The following is a 16,147-nucleotide window of genomic DNA, read 5'->3' on the forward strand; positions in this document are numbered from 1 at the left end:
CGCCTCCGCGCTCCGCGACAAACTGTCAGCGGGCTCCGCGGCCGGACAGCGCGAGCTGCTGCTCGACCTCGTACGGGCCGAGGTCGCGTCCGTACTGGGCTTCGCGGACGCCGCGACGGTGCCTTCCACCCACGCGTTCAGGGACCTCGGTTTCGACTCGCTGACCGCCGTGGACCTCCGTAACCAGCTCGCCACCGTCACCGGGCTGACCCTGCCCGCCACGCTCGCCTTCGACTATCCGACCGCCGAGTCGCTCGCCGCGCATCTGCGCGCCGAACTCCTCGGCGAGGGCGACGAAGCCCTCGCGGCGGGCGCCGTACCGGCCGCGCGCGGCGCCGTCGAGGACGACCCGATCGTCATCGTCGGCATGAGCTGCCGCTACCCGGGCGGCGTCCGCTCGCCCGAGGACCTCTGGAACCTGGCGGTCGACGGTGTCGACGCCATCGGCGCCTTCCCCACCGACCGGGGCTGGGACCTGGAGCGCATGCTCCACGGCGACGCCGAGGGCCGGGGCCGCAGCGTCACCCGCGAGGGCGGCTTCCTCTACGACGTGGCCGACTTCGACCCGGGCTTCTTCGGGATCTCGCCGCGCGAGGCCATGGTGATGGACCCGCAGCAGCGCATCCTGCTGGAGGCGGCCTGGGAGGCGCTGGAGCGTACCGGCATCGACCCGGCCGAGCTGCGGGGCGGTGACACCGGTGTGTTCATCGGCGGTGGCAGCGGCGACTACCGGCCCGAGGCCGGGCAGCTGGGCCACGCCCAGACGGCGCAGTCCGCCAGCCTGCTCTCCGGCCGCGTGTCCTACACCCTCGGTCTGGAAGGACCGTCGGTCAGTGTCGACACGGCGTGCAGTTCGTCCCTGGTGGCGCTGCACCTGGCCGCCCAGGCCCTGCGCAACGGAGAGTGCTCCGTCGCGCTCACCGGTGGGGTGACCGTCATGTCCACACCGGTCAACTTCATCGAGTTCGGCGAGATGGGCGCGCTGTCCCAGGACGGCCGCTGCCGCGCCTTCTCCGCCTCGGCGGGCGGCACCGGCTGGTCCGAGGGCGTGGGCGTCCTCGTCCTCCAGCGCCTCTCCGACGCCGTCCGGGAAGGCCGCGAGGTGCTGGCGGTGCTGCGCGGCTCCGCGATCAACCAGGACGGCGCCAGCAACGGCATCACCGCCCCCAACGGCCCCTCGCAGCGCCGGGTCATCCGGCGGGCCCTCGCCAACGCCGGTCTGGCACCGGCCGAGGTGGACGCGGTGGAGGCGCACGGTACGGGGACCACGCTCGGTGACCCCATCGAGGCCCAGGCCCTGCTCGCCACCTACGGCCAGGACCGCGAACAGCCGCTCCTGCTCGGCTCCGTCAAGTCGAACCTGGGGCACACCCAGGCCGCCGCGGGTGTGGCGGGCGTGATCAAGATGGTCATGGCGATGCGCCACGGCGTCCTGCCCAGGACGCTCTACGCCGACCAGCCGTCGACCCACGTCGACTGGGCGGCCGGGGCCGTCCGGCTGCTGGCCGAGGAGACCGCCTGGCCCGAGACGGACCGCCCGCGCCGGGCCGCCGTCTCCGCGTTCGGCGCCAGCGGCACCAACGCGCACGTGATCATCGAGCAGCCCGCCCCGGCCGCCGTCGGCACGGAGGCCACCGCCCCCGCCACGGACGGCGCGAACGGCGCCCGCGGCGTTGGCGGCGCCGGCTCTGCTGACGGTGCGAACGCCGGGTACCTTCCCGTCCCCGTCTCGGCCGCCGCACCGGAGGCACTGCGCTCCCAGGCGGCCCGGCTGCGCTCGTACCTCGGCGCCCACCCGGACATGACGGTCGCCGACCTGACCCGCTCCCTGACCACCTCCCGGTCGGTCTTCGAGCACCGGGCCGCGATCGTGGCCGACAGCCGTGACGCACTGCTGAGCGGCCTCACCACCCTCGCCGACGGACTCACCGCCCCGCGGATCGTCCGGGGCCGCACCGCGGCCCGCGCCGGGAAGCTGGCGATGCTCTTCTCCGGCCAGGGTTCGCAGCGCGCCGGGATGGGCCGCGAACTGTACGGCCGCTACCCGGTGTTCGCCGAGGCGTTCGACGCCGTGCTCGCCCACTTCGACGGGGAGCTGGACCGTCCGCTGCGTGACGTGATCTTCGGTGACGAGGCGGGTCTGCTGGACCGCACGGGCTTCACCCAGCCCGCGCTGTTCGCGCTCGAAGTCGCGCTGTTCCGGCTGGTGGAGTCGTGGGGCGTGAGCCCCGACTTCGTCGCCGGGCATTCCGTGGGCGAGATCGCGGCGGCCCATGTGGCCGGCGTGTTCTCGCTGGAGGACGCGTGCCGGCTGGTCGCGGCGCGGGCTCGTCTGATGGACGCGCTGCCCGAGGGCGGCGCGATGGTCGCCGTCCGCGCCACCGAGGAGGACGTACGAGGACGCCTCACGGACGGAGTCTCCGTCGCCGCCGTCAACGGCCCGCAGGCCGTCGTGATCGCCGGAGACGAGACCGCCGTCACGGAACTCGCGGAGAAGTTCACCGCGGACGGCGGGAAGACTAGGCGTTTGCGGGTGAGTCATGCGTTTCACTCGCTGCATATGGACGCCATCCTCAAGGACTTCGGCCGGGTCACCCGGAGCGTGTCGTACGCCGCTCCGGCCATCCCGCTCGTCTCCAACCTCACCGGAGAACCGGTGACCGAGGGGCAGTTGGAGGATCCGGAGTACTGGGTGCGGCACGTCCGCGAGGCGGTCCGCTTCGCCGACGGCGTCAGCGCCCTGGCCGGACGCGGCGTCTCACTGTTCCTGGAGATCGGCCCGGACGGCAGCCTGTGCGCCCTGGCCCAGGACACCCTGGACGCGCTGTCCTCACGCGCCGTCACCGTCCCGTTGCTGCGCCGGGACCGGAGCGAGGAGGAGTGCGCCACGACGGCCCTCGCCCACCTCCACGTCAACGGCCTCAGCCCCGCGTGGGACGCGCTGACGGGCCCGGCGGCCACCACCTCCGGCCACCCGGACCTGCCCACCTACCCCTTCCTGCACCAGCGCTTCTGGCCCGAGAACAAGCAGGCCACGCCCGACCGCTCCGGCGGCGAGGACGACGGGTTCTGGACCGCCGTACGCGACGAGGACTTCGCCTCGCTGGAGGCCACCCTCAACGTCGACGGCGACGCGCTCTCCAAGGTGCTTCCCGCACTCGCCGACTGGCGCAGGCAGCGCGGCGAGCGGTCCACCGTCGACGGCTGGCGCCAGCGGATCCTGTGGAAGCCGCTGGACCGCGCCTTCACGGGCACACCGGGCGGAACCCTGCTCGTGGCCGTACCGTCCGGACACCGCGACGACCCGTGGGTCGCCGACGTCCTCGGACACCTCGGCACCGGCACGGTGACCCTCGACGTGGCCACCGCGCACCGCGCCGAACTGGCCGAACGGCTGAGCGAACTGACCGCCGAAGGACGGAGTTTCACCGGCGTCGTCTCCCTGCTGGCCCTCGCCACGGACCCGGACGGCACCACCGACGCCCCGAGCGTGCCGGCGGGGCTCCTCCACACCGCCGCGCTCGCCCAGGCACTCGGCGACACCGGTGTCACCGCGCCCCTGTGGTGCGTCACACGCGGCGCGGTCGCCGTCTCGGCGACCGAGACCGTCCCCGAGCCGGCCCAGGCAGCCGTCCTCGGCCTCGGACGCGTCGCAGCGCTGGAACACCCCGAGCGCTGGGGCGGTCTCATCGACCTGCCCGCCGCCCTGGACGAGCGCTCCGGCGCCCGCCTCGCCGGAGTCCTCGCGGACGCCGACGGCGAGGACCAGATCGCGATCCGCCCGTCTGCCGTCTTCGGCCGTCGCCTCGTCCCCGTTCCCCAGGGCCCGTCCGTACCGGACTGGAACCCGAGCGGTACGGTCCTGATCACCGGCGGCACCGGATCGCTCGGCGGGCATGTGGCACGCGGCCTCGCCGAAGCGGGCGCACGCCACCTGCTGCTCCTGAGCCGCCGTGGCGAGAACGCGCCGGAAGCGGCGCGGCTCCGCGACGAACTCACCGCGCTGGGCGCCGAGGTCACCTTCGCCGCGTGCGACGCGGCCGACCGCGACGCGCTGGGCAAGGTGCTCGCCGCCGTCCCGCAGGGGGCGCCCCTCACCGGCGTCATCCACGCCGCCGGAGTCCTCGACGACGGAGTGCTCGCGGGCCTCACCCCGGACCGGTTCGAATCGGTGTTCCGGGCCAAGACCGCCTCGGCCCTCGCCCTGCACGAGCTGACCCGGGGACTCGGCCTGGCCGTGTTCGCCCTGTTCTCCTCGGCGTCGGCCACCGTCGGCAACCCCGGCCAGGCCAACTACGCCGCGGCCAACGCGCTGCTCGACGCCCTCGCCGAACAGCGCAGGGCCGAAGGACTGGCCGCCACCTCCATCGCCTGGGGCGCCTGGGGCGGCGGTGGAATGGCCGCCGACGGCCGGGCCGCCCTCGCCGCCCAGCGCACCGGCATCAAGCCCCTCGACCCGGACCTCGCGGTCACCGCACTGCGCCGGATCGTCATGGGTACCCGTCCGACCGAGGTCGTCGCCGCCGTCGACCACGGCCAGTTCGCCCGCGCCTTCACCTCGATGCGGCCGAGCCGGCTCTTCGCCGAACAGACCGTCGCCGGTGAGCCCGGTCGCAGCGGGACCGAGCAGGAGAACGGAGCGCCGGGCGCGGCGCTGCGCGACCGGCTCGCGGGCGAGTCGGAGGCGCAGCGGTCCAAGACCGTACTGACCCTCGTCCGCACCCGGGCCGCCGCCGTCCTCGGCCACTCCGACGCCGATGTCGTCAGCCCCGACCGGGCCTTCAGGGACCTGGGCTTCGACTCGCTGGGCGCGGTCGAGCTGCGCAACCAGCTCGGCGCCGCGACCGGACTGACCCTGTCCGCCACGCTGGTCTTCGACCACCCGACACCGATCGACCTGGCGGCCCACATCCAGGGCCTGCTCCTCCCGGAGAACGACGGTGCCGAGGCCGGCACCGACGACCTCGACCAGTCGGGTCTGCGGGCGCTGCTCGCCTCCGTCTCGGCCGCCCAGCTCCGGGAGATCGGCGTGCTGGCGCCGCTCCTCGAACTCGCGGCACGCACCTCCGGAGCCGAACGGAGCGGCCCCGGCGCCGTCACCGACGACGGGGCCCCCGACGCCTCCGAGTCGTACGACGAGGCGGTCGACGCGATGGACATCGACGACCTGGTACGGGCGGCGATGGACGGGACCACCCACGGCAGCACCGACGTACCGAACAGCGCGCAGGACTCACGGACCGAAGGCTGAGAGAGCGAACCATGACTACGCCCAGCGAAAAAGTTGTCCAGGCTCTCCGGGCTTCGCTCAAGGAGGCCGAGCACCTGCGCCGGCAGAACCGCAAGCTCACCGCGGCGGCCACGGAGCCCATCGCGATCGTCGCGATGAGCTGCCGCTACCCCGGCGGGGTGAACTCGCCGGAGGACCTGTGGAAGCTGCTCGCCGCGGGCGAGGACGCGATCTCCGACTTCCCGACGGACCGCGGCTGGGACCTCACCGCCCTGCGCGAGGCCGGGGTCGACCGGCGCGGCAACGAGGTCAGCCAGCAAGGCGGATTCCTCGACGGCGCGGCGGACTTCGACGCGGGGTTCTTCGGGATCTCGCCGCGCGAGGCCGTCACCATGGACCCGCAGCAGCGGCTGCTGCTGGAGACCTCCTGGGAGGCCATCGAACGGGCCGGGATCGACCCGACCGCGCTGCGCGGCAGCCGGACCGGCGTCTTCGTGGGAACGAACGGCCAGGACTACGCGTACCTGCTCGTGCGCTCCCTCGCGGACGCCACCGGCGACATCGGCACCGGCATCGCCGCCAGCGCCACCTCCGGCCGGCTCTCCTACACGCTGGGCCTGGAGGGGCCCGCCGTGACCGTCGACACCGCCTGCTCCTCCTCGCTCGTGGCACTGCACTCGGCCACCCAGGCACTGCGCAACGGCGAATGCACACTGGCCCTGGCCGGCGGGGTGAACATCATGTCCTCGCCCGGCTCCCTCATGGAGTTCAGCCGCCAGGGCGGGCTGGCCGCCGACGGCCGCTGCAAGGCGTACGCCGACTCCGCCGACGGCACCGGCTGGTCCGAGGGCGTGGGCCTGCTGCTCCTGGAGCGGCTCTCCGACGCGCGCCGCAACGGCCACCCCGTCCTGGCGGTGGTACGGGGCTCCGCCGTCAACCAGGACGGCGCGTCCAACGGCTTCACCGCACCGAGCGGACGCGCCCAGCGCCGGGTGATCCGCCAGGCCCTGGCCGCCGCCGAACTGACCACGTCCGACGTGGACGCGGTCGAGGGACACGGCACCGGCACGCCCCTCGGCGACCCGATCGAGGCGGAAGCCCTCCTGGCCACCTACGGACAGGACCGCACCGGGGAGCCGCTGCTGCTCGGCTCGGTCAAGTCCAACCTCGGCCACGCGCAGGCCGCGTCCGGGGTCGCCGGTGTCATCAAGATGGTGATGGCGATGCGCAACGGCCTGCTCCCGCGCACCCTGCACGTGGAGGCGCCCTCCTCGCAGGTGGGCTGGGACTCCGGCGCCGTGGAGCTGCTGCGCGAGGCCCGGCCGTGGCCCGAGGCGGGCCGGCCCCGGCGCGCGGGTGTCTCGTCCTTCGGAATCAGCGGTACGAACGCGCATGTGATCGTCGAGCAGGCCGAGCCGGTGGGGGACATGATGCAGGCACCGGTCACCGGAACCGATACCGGATCCGCCACAGACACCGGATCCGTCACCAACACCGGACCCACATCCACCACCGGACCGGGGGAGAGCTCCGTCCTGCCCACCGGACTCGTCCCGTGGCTGATCTCCGCCAAGTCCGAGGAGGCGCTCGACGCGCAGGTGGAACGGACGGCCGCCGCCGCTTCGGCCGGCCACCGCGCGCTCGACGTGGGCTTCTCCCTCGCCACCGGCCGGGCGCTCTTCGAGCACCGCGCCGTGCTGCTGGCCGACGACCAGGCCGACGACCAGGGCGGCGGCCGCCCGGAGGTAGCCCGGGGCCGCGAGGCCGCCGGGCGCTCCCTCGCCGTACTGTTCACCGGCCAGGGCGCGCAGCGGGCGGGCATGGGACGGGAGCTGTACGAGCGGTTCCCCGTGTTCGCCCGCGCTCTCGACGCCGTGACGGAGCGCCTGGATGCCGGGCTGGACCACCCCCTGCGGGAGGTCATGTTCGGCGACGCCCGCCGTCTGGACACCACCGGTTTCGCGCAGCCCGCGTTGTTCGCGCTCGAAGTGGCGCTGTTCCGGCTGGTGGAGTCGTGGGGTGTACGGCCCGACTTCGTCGCCGGGCACTCCGTCGGTGAGATCGCCGCCGCCCATGTGGCGGGCGTTCTCTCGCTGGACGACGCCTGCACGCTGGTCGCGGCCCGCGCCCGGCTCATGCAGGCGCTGCCCGGCCGGGGCGCCATGGTCGCGATCCAGGCGTCCGAGGCGGAGCTGACGGCCCGGCTCACGGCGGGGGTGTCGATCGCCGCGATCAACGGCCCCGACGCGATCGTCGTCGCAGGGGAGGAGAAGGCCGTCGGCCGGCTCGCGGAGAAGTTCGTCGCCGAGGGCCGCAGGACCCAGCACCTCTCGGTGAGCCACGCGTTCCACTCACCGCTGATGGACCCGATGCTGGAGGACTTCCGCGGCGTCGCCGAGAGCCTCGTCTACCGGGCCCCGGTCCTCCCGATCGTGTCCACCGTGACCGGGCTGCCGGCCGACGAGCGGCTGGTGTGCTCGCCGGACTACTGGGTGCGTCACGTCCGGGAGACGGTACGGTTCGCGGACGGGGTGAAGTCCCTGGCCGGCGCGGGTGTGTCGACCTTCCTGGAGCTGGGCCCGGACGGCGTGCTCTCCGCCCTGACCCAGAACTGCCTCGCGGCCACCTCGGGCGCCTCGGGTACTTCGGGCTCCTCGGGCAGCCGCACCGCGACCGTCGTCCTGCCCGCTCTGCGGAAGAACCGGGCGGAGGAGAGGTCCCTCCTCACGGCCCTCGCGCGCCTGCACGTGGCGGGCGTCGCGATCGACTGGACCGCGTGGTTCGAGGGCAGGGGCGCCCACCGCGTGGACGTCCCGACGTACGCCTTCCAGCACGAGCGTTTCTGGCCGAGGCCCGCCGCCACCGTGGGCGATGTGTCGGCCGCGGGACTCATTCCGGCCGAACACCCGCTGCTGGGCGCCGCGGTGACCCCGGCCGGCACGGACACCGTGCTGTTCACGAGCCGGCTCTCGCGGCTGACCCACCCCTGGCTCTTCGACCACATCGTGGACGGCGAGGCGCACTTCCCCGCCGGCGCACATCTGGAACTGGCCATCCGGGCGGGCGACCAGGTCGGCTACGACCGGATCGACGCGCTGACCCTCGGCGAGCCGTTGGTCCTGGCCGAGGACACCCCTGTCTACCTCCAGGTGTCGCTGGGCGCGCCCGACGCCCTCGGTGCCCGGAAGGTCAGCATCCACTCGCAGATCGCGGACGCCGCCGACCCGTCCTGGACGGAACACGCGCACGGAGTCCTGAGCGCCGCCGAGCGGACCGTGGAGTTCGACGCCTCGGTCTGGCCGCCGGACGGTGCCCGCGCCGTGGACCTGGAGCGCTTCCACGAGACCGACGAGCACGGTCCGGTGTTCCGTACGGTGCGCTCGGTCTGGACCCGTGGTGACGAGACCTTCGTCGAGGCCGTCGTGCCGGGCGAGGTCGAGGACGCGGGGGCCTTCGGGCTCCACCCCGCGCTGCTGGAGGCGGTGTCCCGAACGGTCGGATTCGCGGGACCGGGCGGGGACGGGGGGGACCGGGACGACCTGGCGCCCGCGTCCTGGTCGGGGGTCTCGCTGCACGCCGGGGGCGCCTCCGCCGTGCGCGTACGGCTCGTGAGGACGGGGGAGGACTCCGTCTCCGTGGCGATGGCCGACGCGGACGGCGCCCCGGTCCTCTCCGCCGACTCGCTCGTCCTCGCGCCCAGGGCCGGGACGGCGGCACGGCGCGACAGCGAACAGGGTTCGTTGTTGCGGGTGGAGTGGGTGCCGGTCGGTGAGTTGGTGTTGGGGGGTGGTGTGCGGTGGGTTGAGTGGGGTGTGGGTGGTGTTGCGTCGTTGGGTGATGTGCCTGATGGCGTGGATTTTGTGGTGGTGCGTGTTCCGGGTGCGGGTGCGGGTGCGGGTGTGGGTGCGGGTGCGGTGGATGGTGTGGGGGATGTGCCGTCTGTGGTGCGTGGGGTGACGGTTGATGTGTTGGGGGTGGTGCAGGAGTGGTTGGGGTGTGAGCGGTTGGCGGGTGCGCGGTTGGTGTTTGTGACGTGTGGTGCTGCGGTGGCTGGTGTGGGTTCGGTCGCTGGTGTGGGTGTTGGTGGTTTGGTGGGGGGTGCGGTGTGGGGTTTGGTGCGTGCCGCGCGGTCGGAGAATCCTGGTCGTTTTGTGTTGGTGGATGTTGAGGGGGGTGTGGGGTTGTCGTCGGTGGTGCCTGGTCTGCCGGGTGTGCTGGCGTCGGGTGATGGTGAGTTTGTGGTGCGTGGTGGTGTGGTGCGGGTGGGTCGGCTGGCGCGGGTGGTTGCCGGTGGCGAGGATGTTGTTGGGTTGGATGCTTTTGGGGAGGGTGTTGGTGGGGGGACTGTTCTGATTACGGGTGGTACGGGTGGTTTGGGGGGTGTGCTGGCCCGGCATTTGGTGGTTGAGCGTGGTGTGCGTCGGTTGTTGTTGGTGAGTCGGCGTGGTTTGGGTGCTGTGGGTGCGGTGGAGTTGCGGGATGAGTTGGTGGGTCTTGGGGCGGAGGTGAGTGTTGAGGCGTGTGATGTGGGTGATCGGGGTGCGGTTGAGGGGTTGTTGGCTGGGATTCCGGTGGAGTGGCCGTTGCGGGGTGTGGTGCATACGGCGGGTGTTCTTGATGATGGTGTGGTGACGTCGCTTTCGGGTGAGCGGTTGTCGGGGGTGTTGCGTCCGAAGGTGGATGGGGCGTGGCATTTGCATGAGTTGACGTTGGGTATGGATCTTGCGGCGTTTGTTCTGTATTCGTCGGTTTCTGGTGTGATGGGGAGTGCCGGTCAGGGGAGTTATGCGGCCGGGAATGTGTTTTTGGATGGGTTGGCCGAGTTCCGGGTTGGTTTGGGGTTGGTGGGTCGGTCGGTTGCGTGGGGTGCGTGGGCGCAGGGTGTGGGGATGACGGGTTCGTTGTCCGGGGTGGATTTGCGGCGTGTTTCCGCGTCGGGTGTGTCTGCGTTGTCGGTGGGTCAGGGGTTGTCGTTGTTTGATGCGGTGACGTCTGGTTCGGTGGGTGGGGCGTGTGTGGTGGCGATGGGTCCTGTGGGTGGGGCTGGTCGTGTGCGGGGTGTGGTGCCTCCGTTGTTGCGGGGGTTGGTGCGTGGTTCGCGTCGTGTTGCCGCGGTGGCGGTGGGTGGTGCGGGTACGGCGGCGGTGTTGACGGGTCGGTTGCGGGAGATGGACGGGGAGGCGCGCAGGCGTTTCCTGGTCGATCTCGTACGCACCGAAGCCGCCGCCGTCCTCGGCCACACCTCCGCCAAGAGCGTCGAGCAGCAGAAGGAGTTCCGCGAGCTGGGCTTCGACTCGCTGACCGCAGTCGAGCTGCGCAACCGCCTCTCCACGGCCACCGGACTGCGCCTGACCGCCACCCTGATCTTCGACTACCCCACCCCTGCCGACCTCGCCGGGCACCTCGGCGACGTCCTGCTCGACGGCTACGGTGAGGAGGAGGCGTCCGCCGGCTCCACGTCCCCCGCCCTTCCCGCCGTCTCCGACGAACCGGTCGCGATCGTTGGTATGGCATGCCGGATGCCGGGTGGCGTGACCTCTCCCGAGGAGCTGTGGGAACTGCTGGCCGATGGCCGGCACGGTATCTCCGGCTTCCCCACGGACCGCGGCTGGGACCTGGAGGCTCTGTTCGACTCCGCTCCCGACAGCCGGGGTGTGAGCGCGACCGGCCGCGGCGGATTCCTCCAGGGCGTCGGTGAGTTCGACGCCGGGTTCTTCGGGATCTCGCCGCGTGAGGCGCTTGCGATGGACCCGCAGCAGCGGCTGCTGCTGGAGACCTCGTGGGAGGCGTTCGAGCGGGCGGGCATCAAGGCGTCGTCGCTGAGGAACACCAAGACCGGAGTCTTCGTCGGCACGACGGGACAGGACTACGCGAATCTGGTGATGAATTCGCGGGAGGACGTCGAGGGGCACGCCACCACGGGCCTGGCGACGAGTGTGATCTCTGGCCGGGTCTCCTACACCTTCGGGCTCGAAGGCCCCGCGGTGACCATCGACACCGCGTGCTCGTCGTCGCTCGTGGCCCTGCACCTCGCCTCCCAGTCCCTGCGCAGCGGCGAGAGCACACTCGCGCTGGCAGGCGGGGTGACGGTGCTCAGCACCCCCATGACCTTCTCCGGCTTCAGCAGGCAGGGCGGGCTGGCCACCGACGGGTTCTGCAAGGCGTTCGCGGACGCGGCCGACGGGACGGGCTGGTCCGAGGGTGTCGGCATGCTGGTGCTGGAGCGGCTGTCGGACGCGCGCCGCAATGGGCATCCGGTGTTGGCGGTGGTGCGTGGTTCGGCGGTGAATCAGGATGGTGCGTCGAATGGTCTGACGGCGCCGAACGGTCCGTCGCAGCAGCGGGTGATTCGTCAGGCGTTGGCGAGTGGTGGTCTGTCGGCTGCTGATGTGGATGTGGTGGAGGCGCACGGTACGGGTACGACGTTGGGCGACCCGATCGAGGCGCAGGCGCTGCTGGCCACGTACGGCCAGGGTCGTCCGGAGGGGCAGCCGCTGCTGCTCGGCTCGGTGAAGTCGAACATCGGGCACACCCAGGCGGCGGCGGGTGTGGCCGGGATCATCAAGATGGTCATGGCGATGCACCACGGCGTGGTCCCCAAGACTCTGCACGTGGACGCTCCGTCGTCGCATGTGGACTGGAGCGAGGGCGCGGTCGAGGTACTCACCGAGGCGACCGCCTGGCCCGAGGTGGACCGGCCCTGGCGGGCCGGCGTCTCGTCGTTCGGCATCAGTGGGACCAACGCCCACGTCATCCTTGAGGGCGCCGAACCGGCCGCCGAGCAGGCCCGTGAGGTGACGGCACCGATGACCGTCGTGCCGTGGCCGGTATCGGGACGCTCCGAGGCCGGGCTGGCCGAACAGATCGCACGTATCGCCCCGCTGGCGAATGGCGAACTGTCGCCGGTGGACGTGGGTCTGTCGCTGGTGGCGGGGCGGTCGGAGTTCGATCGTCGTGCGGTGCTGCTGGCGGGCGTGGACGGCAGCCCGGCGGTGGAGGTGGCGCGAGGCGCCGCTGATGTGGGTGGTTCGCTGGCGGTGTTGTTCTCGGGTCAGGGTTCGCAGCGGGCCGGTATGGGCCGTGAGCTGTACGAGCGGTTCCCGGTGTTCGCTGAGGCGTTCGACGCGGTGGTGGCGTACTTCGACGGTGAGTTGGGGCGCCCGCTGCGTGAGGTGGTCTTCGGGGACGAGCCCGACCAGCTGGACCGGACCGGGTTCACCCAGCCCGCGTTGTTCGCGCTCGAAGTGGCGCTGTTCCGGTTGGTGGAGTCGTGGGGTGTGCGGCCCGATTTCGTCGCCGGGCATTCCGTGGGCGAGATCGCGGCTGCTCATGTGGCGGGTGTGTTCTCGTTGGAGGATGCGTGCCGACTGGTCGGGGCGCGTGCTCGTCTGATGGACGCGTTGCCTGCGGGTGGTGCGATGGTGGCTGTTGAGGCCACGGAAGAAGTGGTGCGGGCGCTGTTGACCGGTGCTGTGTCGGTGGCTGCGGTGAACGGCCCGGACGCGGTGGTGATCGCGGGTGCGGAGCAGGATGTTCTGGCGGTTGCGGAGAAGCTCGCGGCTGACGGGGTGCGTACGCGTCGCCTGTCGGTGAGTCACGCGTTCCATTCGGCGTTGATGGATCCGATGCTGGAGGAGTTCCGCCGGGTGGCGGAGGGGCTGTCGTTCGGAGAGCCGAGTATCGCGCTCGTCTCCAACGTGACGGGTGCTCTGGCGGATGAGGCCGAGGTCCGTACCGCTGATTACTGGGTGCGTCATGTCCGGGAGACGGTGCGGTTCGCCGACGGTGTGTCCACGCTGGCCGGTGAAGGCGTGTCGGCGTTCATGGAGCTGGGTCCTGATGGGGTGCTGAGCGCGATGGCGCAGCGCACGCTGGACGGTGTCGAGACGCCGCCGGTCGTCGTGTCGGCGCTGCGCAAGGACCGTTCGGAGGAGTCCGCGCTGCTGACGGCGCTCGCCGGGCTGTATGTGACGGGTGTCGAGGTCGATTGGGCCGAGCTGTTCGCGGGCAGCGGTGCACGCCGCGTCGATCTGCCCACCTATCCCTTCCAGCACGAGCGTTACTGGCCCCGGCCGAACGCGCTCAGCGGTGATGTGTCGTCCGTGGGGCTCGTTCCCGCGGAACACCCGCTGCTCGGCGCCCTGGTGCCCCTGGCCGATTCCGACGGTCTGCTCTTCACCAGCCGTCTCACCACCCGTACTCACCCCTGGATGACGGATCACACGGAGTCCGGTGCCGCGCAGTTCCCGGCGGCGGCCTTCGTGGAGCTGGCCGTCCGGGCGGGCGACCAGGTGGGCTGCGACCAGGTCACCGAGCTGAACGTCACCGTCCCCCTCGTGTTCACCGACGAGACCGCCGTGGATCTCCAGGTGCGGGTCGGTACACCCGATGAGTCCGGCAACCGAGAGATCCGCTTCGCTTCTCGGCCCGCGGACGCGGCCGACCAGCAGTGGACCGAGAACGCGCGTGGTGCCGTGGCCGCCGGAGCCACCGCCGACGACTTCGGCTTCGACGTCTCCGTCTGGCCGCCGAACGGCGCGACCCCCGTCGACCTCGACGGCTTCGGGGATCACGCCGACCTCGGTTCCTCCCTCTCCGGTCTTCTGGGGGCCTGGGTCCTGGGCGATGAGGTCTTCGTCGAGGCTGCGCTGTCCGGCGAGGCGGCCTCCGACGCCGAGTACTTCGGTCTCCATCCCGCGCTCCTCGAATCCGTCCTTCAGGCAGCCGAGTTCGGCAGCCTGAACGGCGAGGAAGCTCCCACGCCGTCTACCTGGACGGGTGTGTCCTGGTCCGGGGTCTCTCTGCACGCCGGCGGTGCCTCGGCCGTGCGTGCCCGCATGACGACAACGGGGGAGAGCACCGTCTCCCTCGCGGCGGTCGACTCGGTCGGTGCCCCGCTGCTGTCCGTCGACTCCGTGACCCTTCGTCCTCGCACGCCCGCCGACCCGGCCGCGGTCAGCGGGCGGGCCGAGGGTTCGTTGTTGCGGGTGGAGTGGGTGCCGGTCGGTGAGTTGGTGTTGGGGGGTGGTGTGCGGTGGGTTGAGTGGGGTGTGGGTGGTGTTGCGTCGTTGGGTGATGTGCCTGATGGCGTGGATTTTGTGGTGGTGCGTGTTCCGGGTGCGGTGGATGGTGTGGGGGATGTGCCGTCTGTGGTGCGTGGGGTGACGGTTGATGTGTTGGGGGTGGTGCAGGAGTGGTTGGGGTGTGAGCGGTTGGCGGGTGCGCGGTTGGTGTTTGTGACGTGTGGTGCTGCGGTGGCTGGTGTGGGTTCGGTCGCTGGTGTGGGTGTTGGTGGTTTGGTGGGGGGTGCGGTGTGGGGTTTGGTGCGTGCCGCGCGGTCGGAGAATCCTGGTCGTTTTGTGTTGGTGGATGTTGAGGGGGGTGTGGGGTTGTCGTCGGTGGTGCCTGGTCTGCCGGGTGTGCTGGCGTCGGGTGATGGTGAGTTTGTGGTGCGTGGTGGTGTGGTGCGGGTGGGTCGGCTGGCGCGGGTGGTTGCCGGTGGCGAGGATGTTGTTGGGTTGGATGCTTTTGGGGAGGGTGTTGGTGGGGGGACTGTTCTGATTACGGGTGGTACGGGTGGTTTGGGGGGTGTGCTGGCCCGGCATTTGGTGGTTGAGCGTGGTGTGCGTCGGTTGTTGTTGGTGAGTCGGCGTGGTTTGGGTGCTGTGGGTGCGGTGGAGTTGCGGGATGAGTTGGTGGGTCTTGGGGCGGAGGTGAGTGTTGAGGCGTGTGATGTGGGTGATCGGGGTGCGGTTGAGGGGTTGTTGGCTGGGATTCCGGTGGAGTGGCCGTTGCGGGGTGTGGTGCATACGGCGGGTGTTCTTGATGATGGTGTGGTGACGTCGCTTTCGGGTGAGCGGTTGTCGGGGGTGTTGCGTCCGAAGGTGGATGGGGCGTGGCATTTGCATGAGTTGACGTTGGGTATGGATCTTGCGGCGTTTGTTCTGTATTCGTCGGTTTCTGGTGTGATGGGGAGTGCCGGTCAGGGGAGTTATGCGGCCGGGAATGTGTTTTTGGATGGGTTGGCCGAGTTCCGGGTTGGTTTGGGGTTGGTGGGTCGGTCGGTTGCGTGGGGTGCGTGGGCGCAGGGTGTGGGGATGACGGGTTCGTTGTCCGGGGTGGATTTGCGGCGTGTTTCCGCGTCGGGTGTGTCTGCGTTGTCGGTGGGTCAGGGGTTGTCGTTGTTTGATGCGGTGACGTCTGGTTCGGTGGGTGGGGCGTGTGTGGTGGCGATGGGTCCTGTGGGTGGGGCTGGTCGTGTGCGGGGTGTGGTGCCTCCGTTGTTGCGGGGGTTGGTGCGTGGTTCGCGTCGTGTTGCCGCGGGGGCGGTGGGTGGTGCGGGTACGGCGGCGGTGTTGACGGGTCGGTTGCGGGAGATGGACGGGGAGGCGCGCAGGCGTTTCCTGGTCGATCTCGTACGCACCGAGGCCGCCGCCGTCCTCGGCCACACCTCACCCGACTCCATCGACCCGCGCCGTGACTTCCAGGATCTCGGCTTCGACTCGCTGACCGCCGTCGAACTGCGCAACCGGCTGTCCACGGCCACCGGACTGCGCCTGACCGCCACCCTTGTCTTCGACTACCCGAAGCTGGCTGTCCTGGCCGACCACCTCGTCTCGCGGCTCGTGGACGAGGAGACGGCCGACAGCGGCACCACGCTCCTGGCGGAACTCGACCGGCTCGACTCCACACTCGCCGCCGGTCAGCCGGACGCCCTGACGCGTACGGCGGTCGCGAACCGACTGCTCCAGATGCTGGAGAAATGGCGAGGTGCCGAACCGGAGACCGCGGCCGGTCCCAAGGTCAGCGACCGGATCGAGGACGCCAGCGAGGACGAGATCTTCGCCTTCATCGACAACGAGCTTGGCCGTATGAACGATCGCTGATCCGGCCTCTCAACCCCAGGCGATCGCCAGC

At 71.1% G+C, this 16,147-nt stretch carries 2 protein-coding genes (1 of these 2 only partly in view); both read left to right on the plus strand.

Annotated elements, in window-relative coordinates:
* Positions 1 to 5,251, plus strand: partial view of a type I polyketide synthase gene (locus OG627_RS33750; protein ID WP_329073178.1) — the 3' end only. It extends 23,420 nt beyond the left edge of the window; 5,251 of the gene's 28,671 nt are visible here — the last part of the coding sequence; its start codon lies beyond the left edge, outside the window; it ends in the stop codon at positions 5,249 to 5,251.
* An 11-nt stretch (positions 5,252 to 5,262) separates the two neighbouring features.
* On the plus strand, positions 5,263 to 16,116 hold the full coding sequence (locus tag OG627_RS33755) for a type I polyketide synthase (protein WP_329071715.1): 10,854 nt from the start codon (positions 5,263 to 5,265) through the stop codon (positions 16,114 to 16,116).
* Positions 16,117 to 16,147 lie beyond the last annotated feature (31 nt).

This window comes from Streptomyces sp. NBC_01429 (assembly GCF_036231945.1).
Lineage (GTDB): Bacteria > Actinomycetota > Actinomycetes > Streptomycetales > Streptomycetaceae > Streptomyces.

Coding starts and splice junctions, on each gene's coding strand:
- OG627_RS33755 (WP_329071715.1), top strand. CDS start 5,263: ATGACTACGCCCAGCGAAAAAGTTGTCCAGGCTCTCCGGGCTTCGCTC.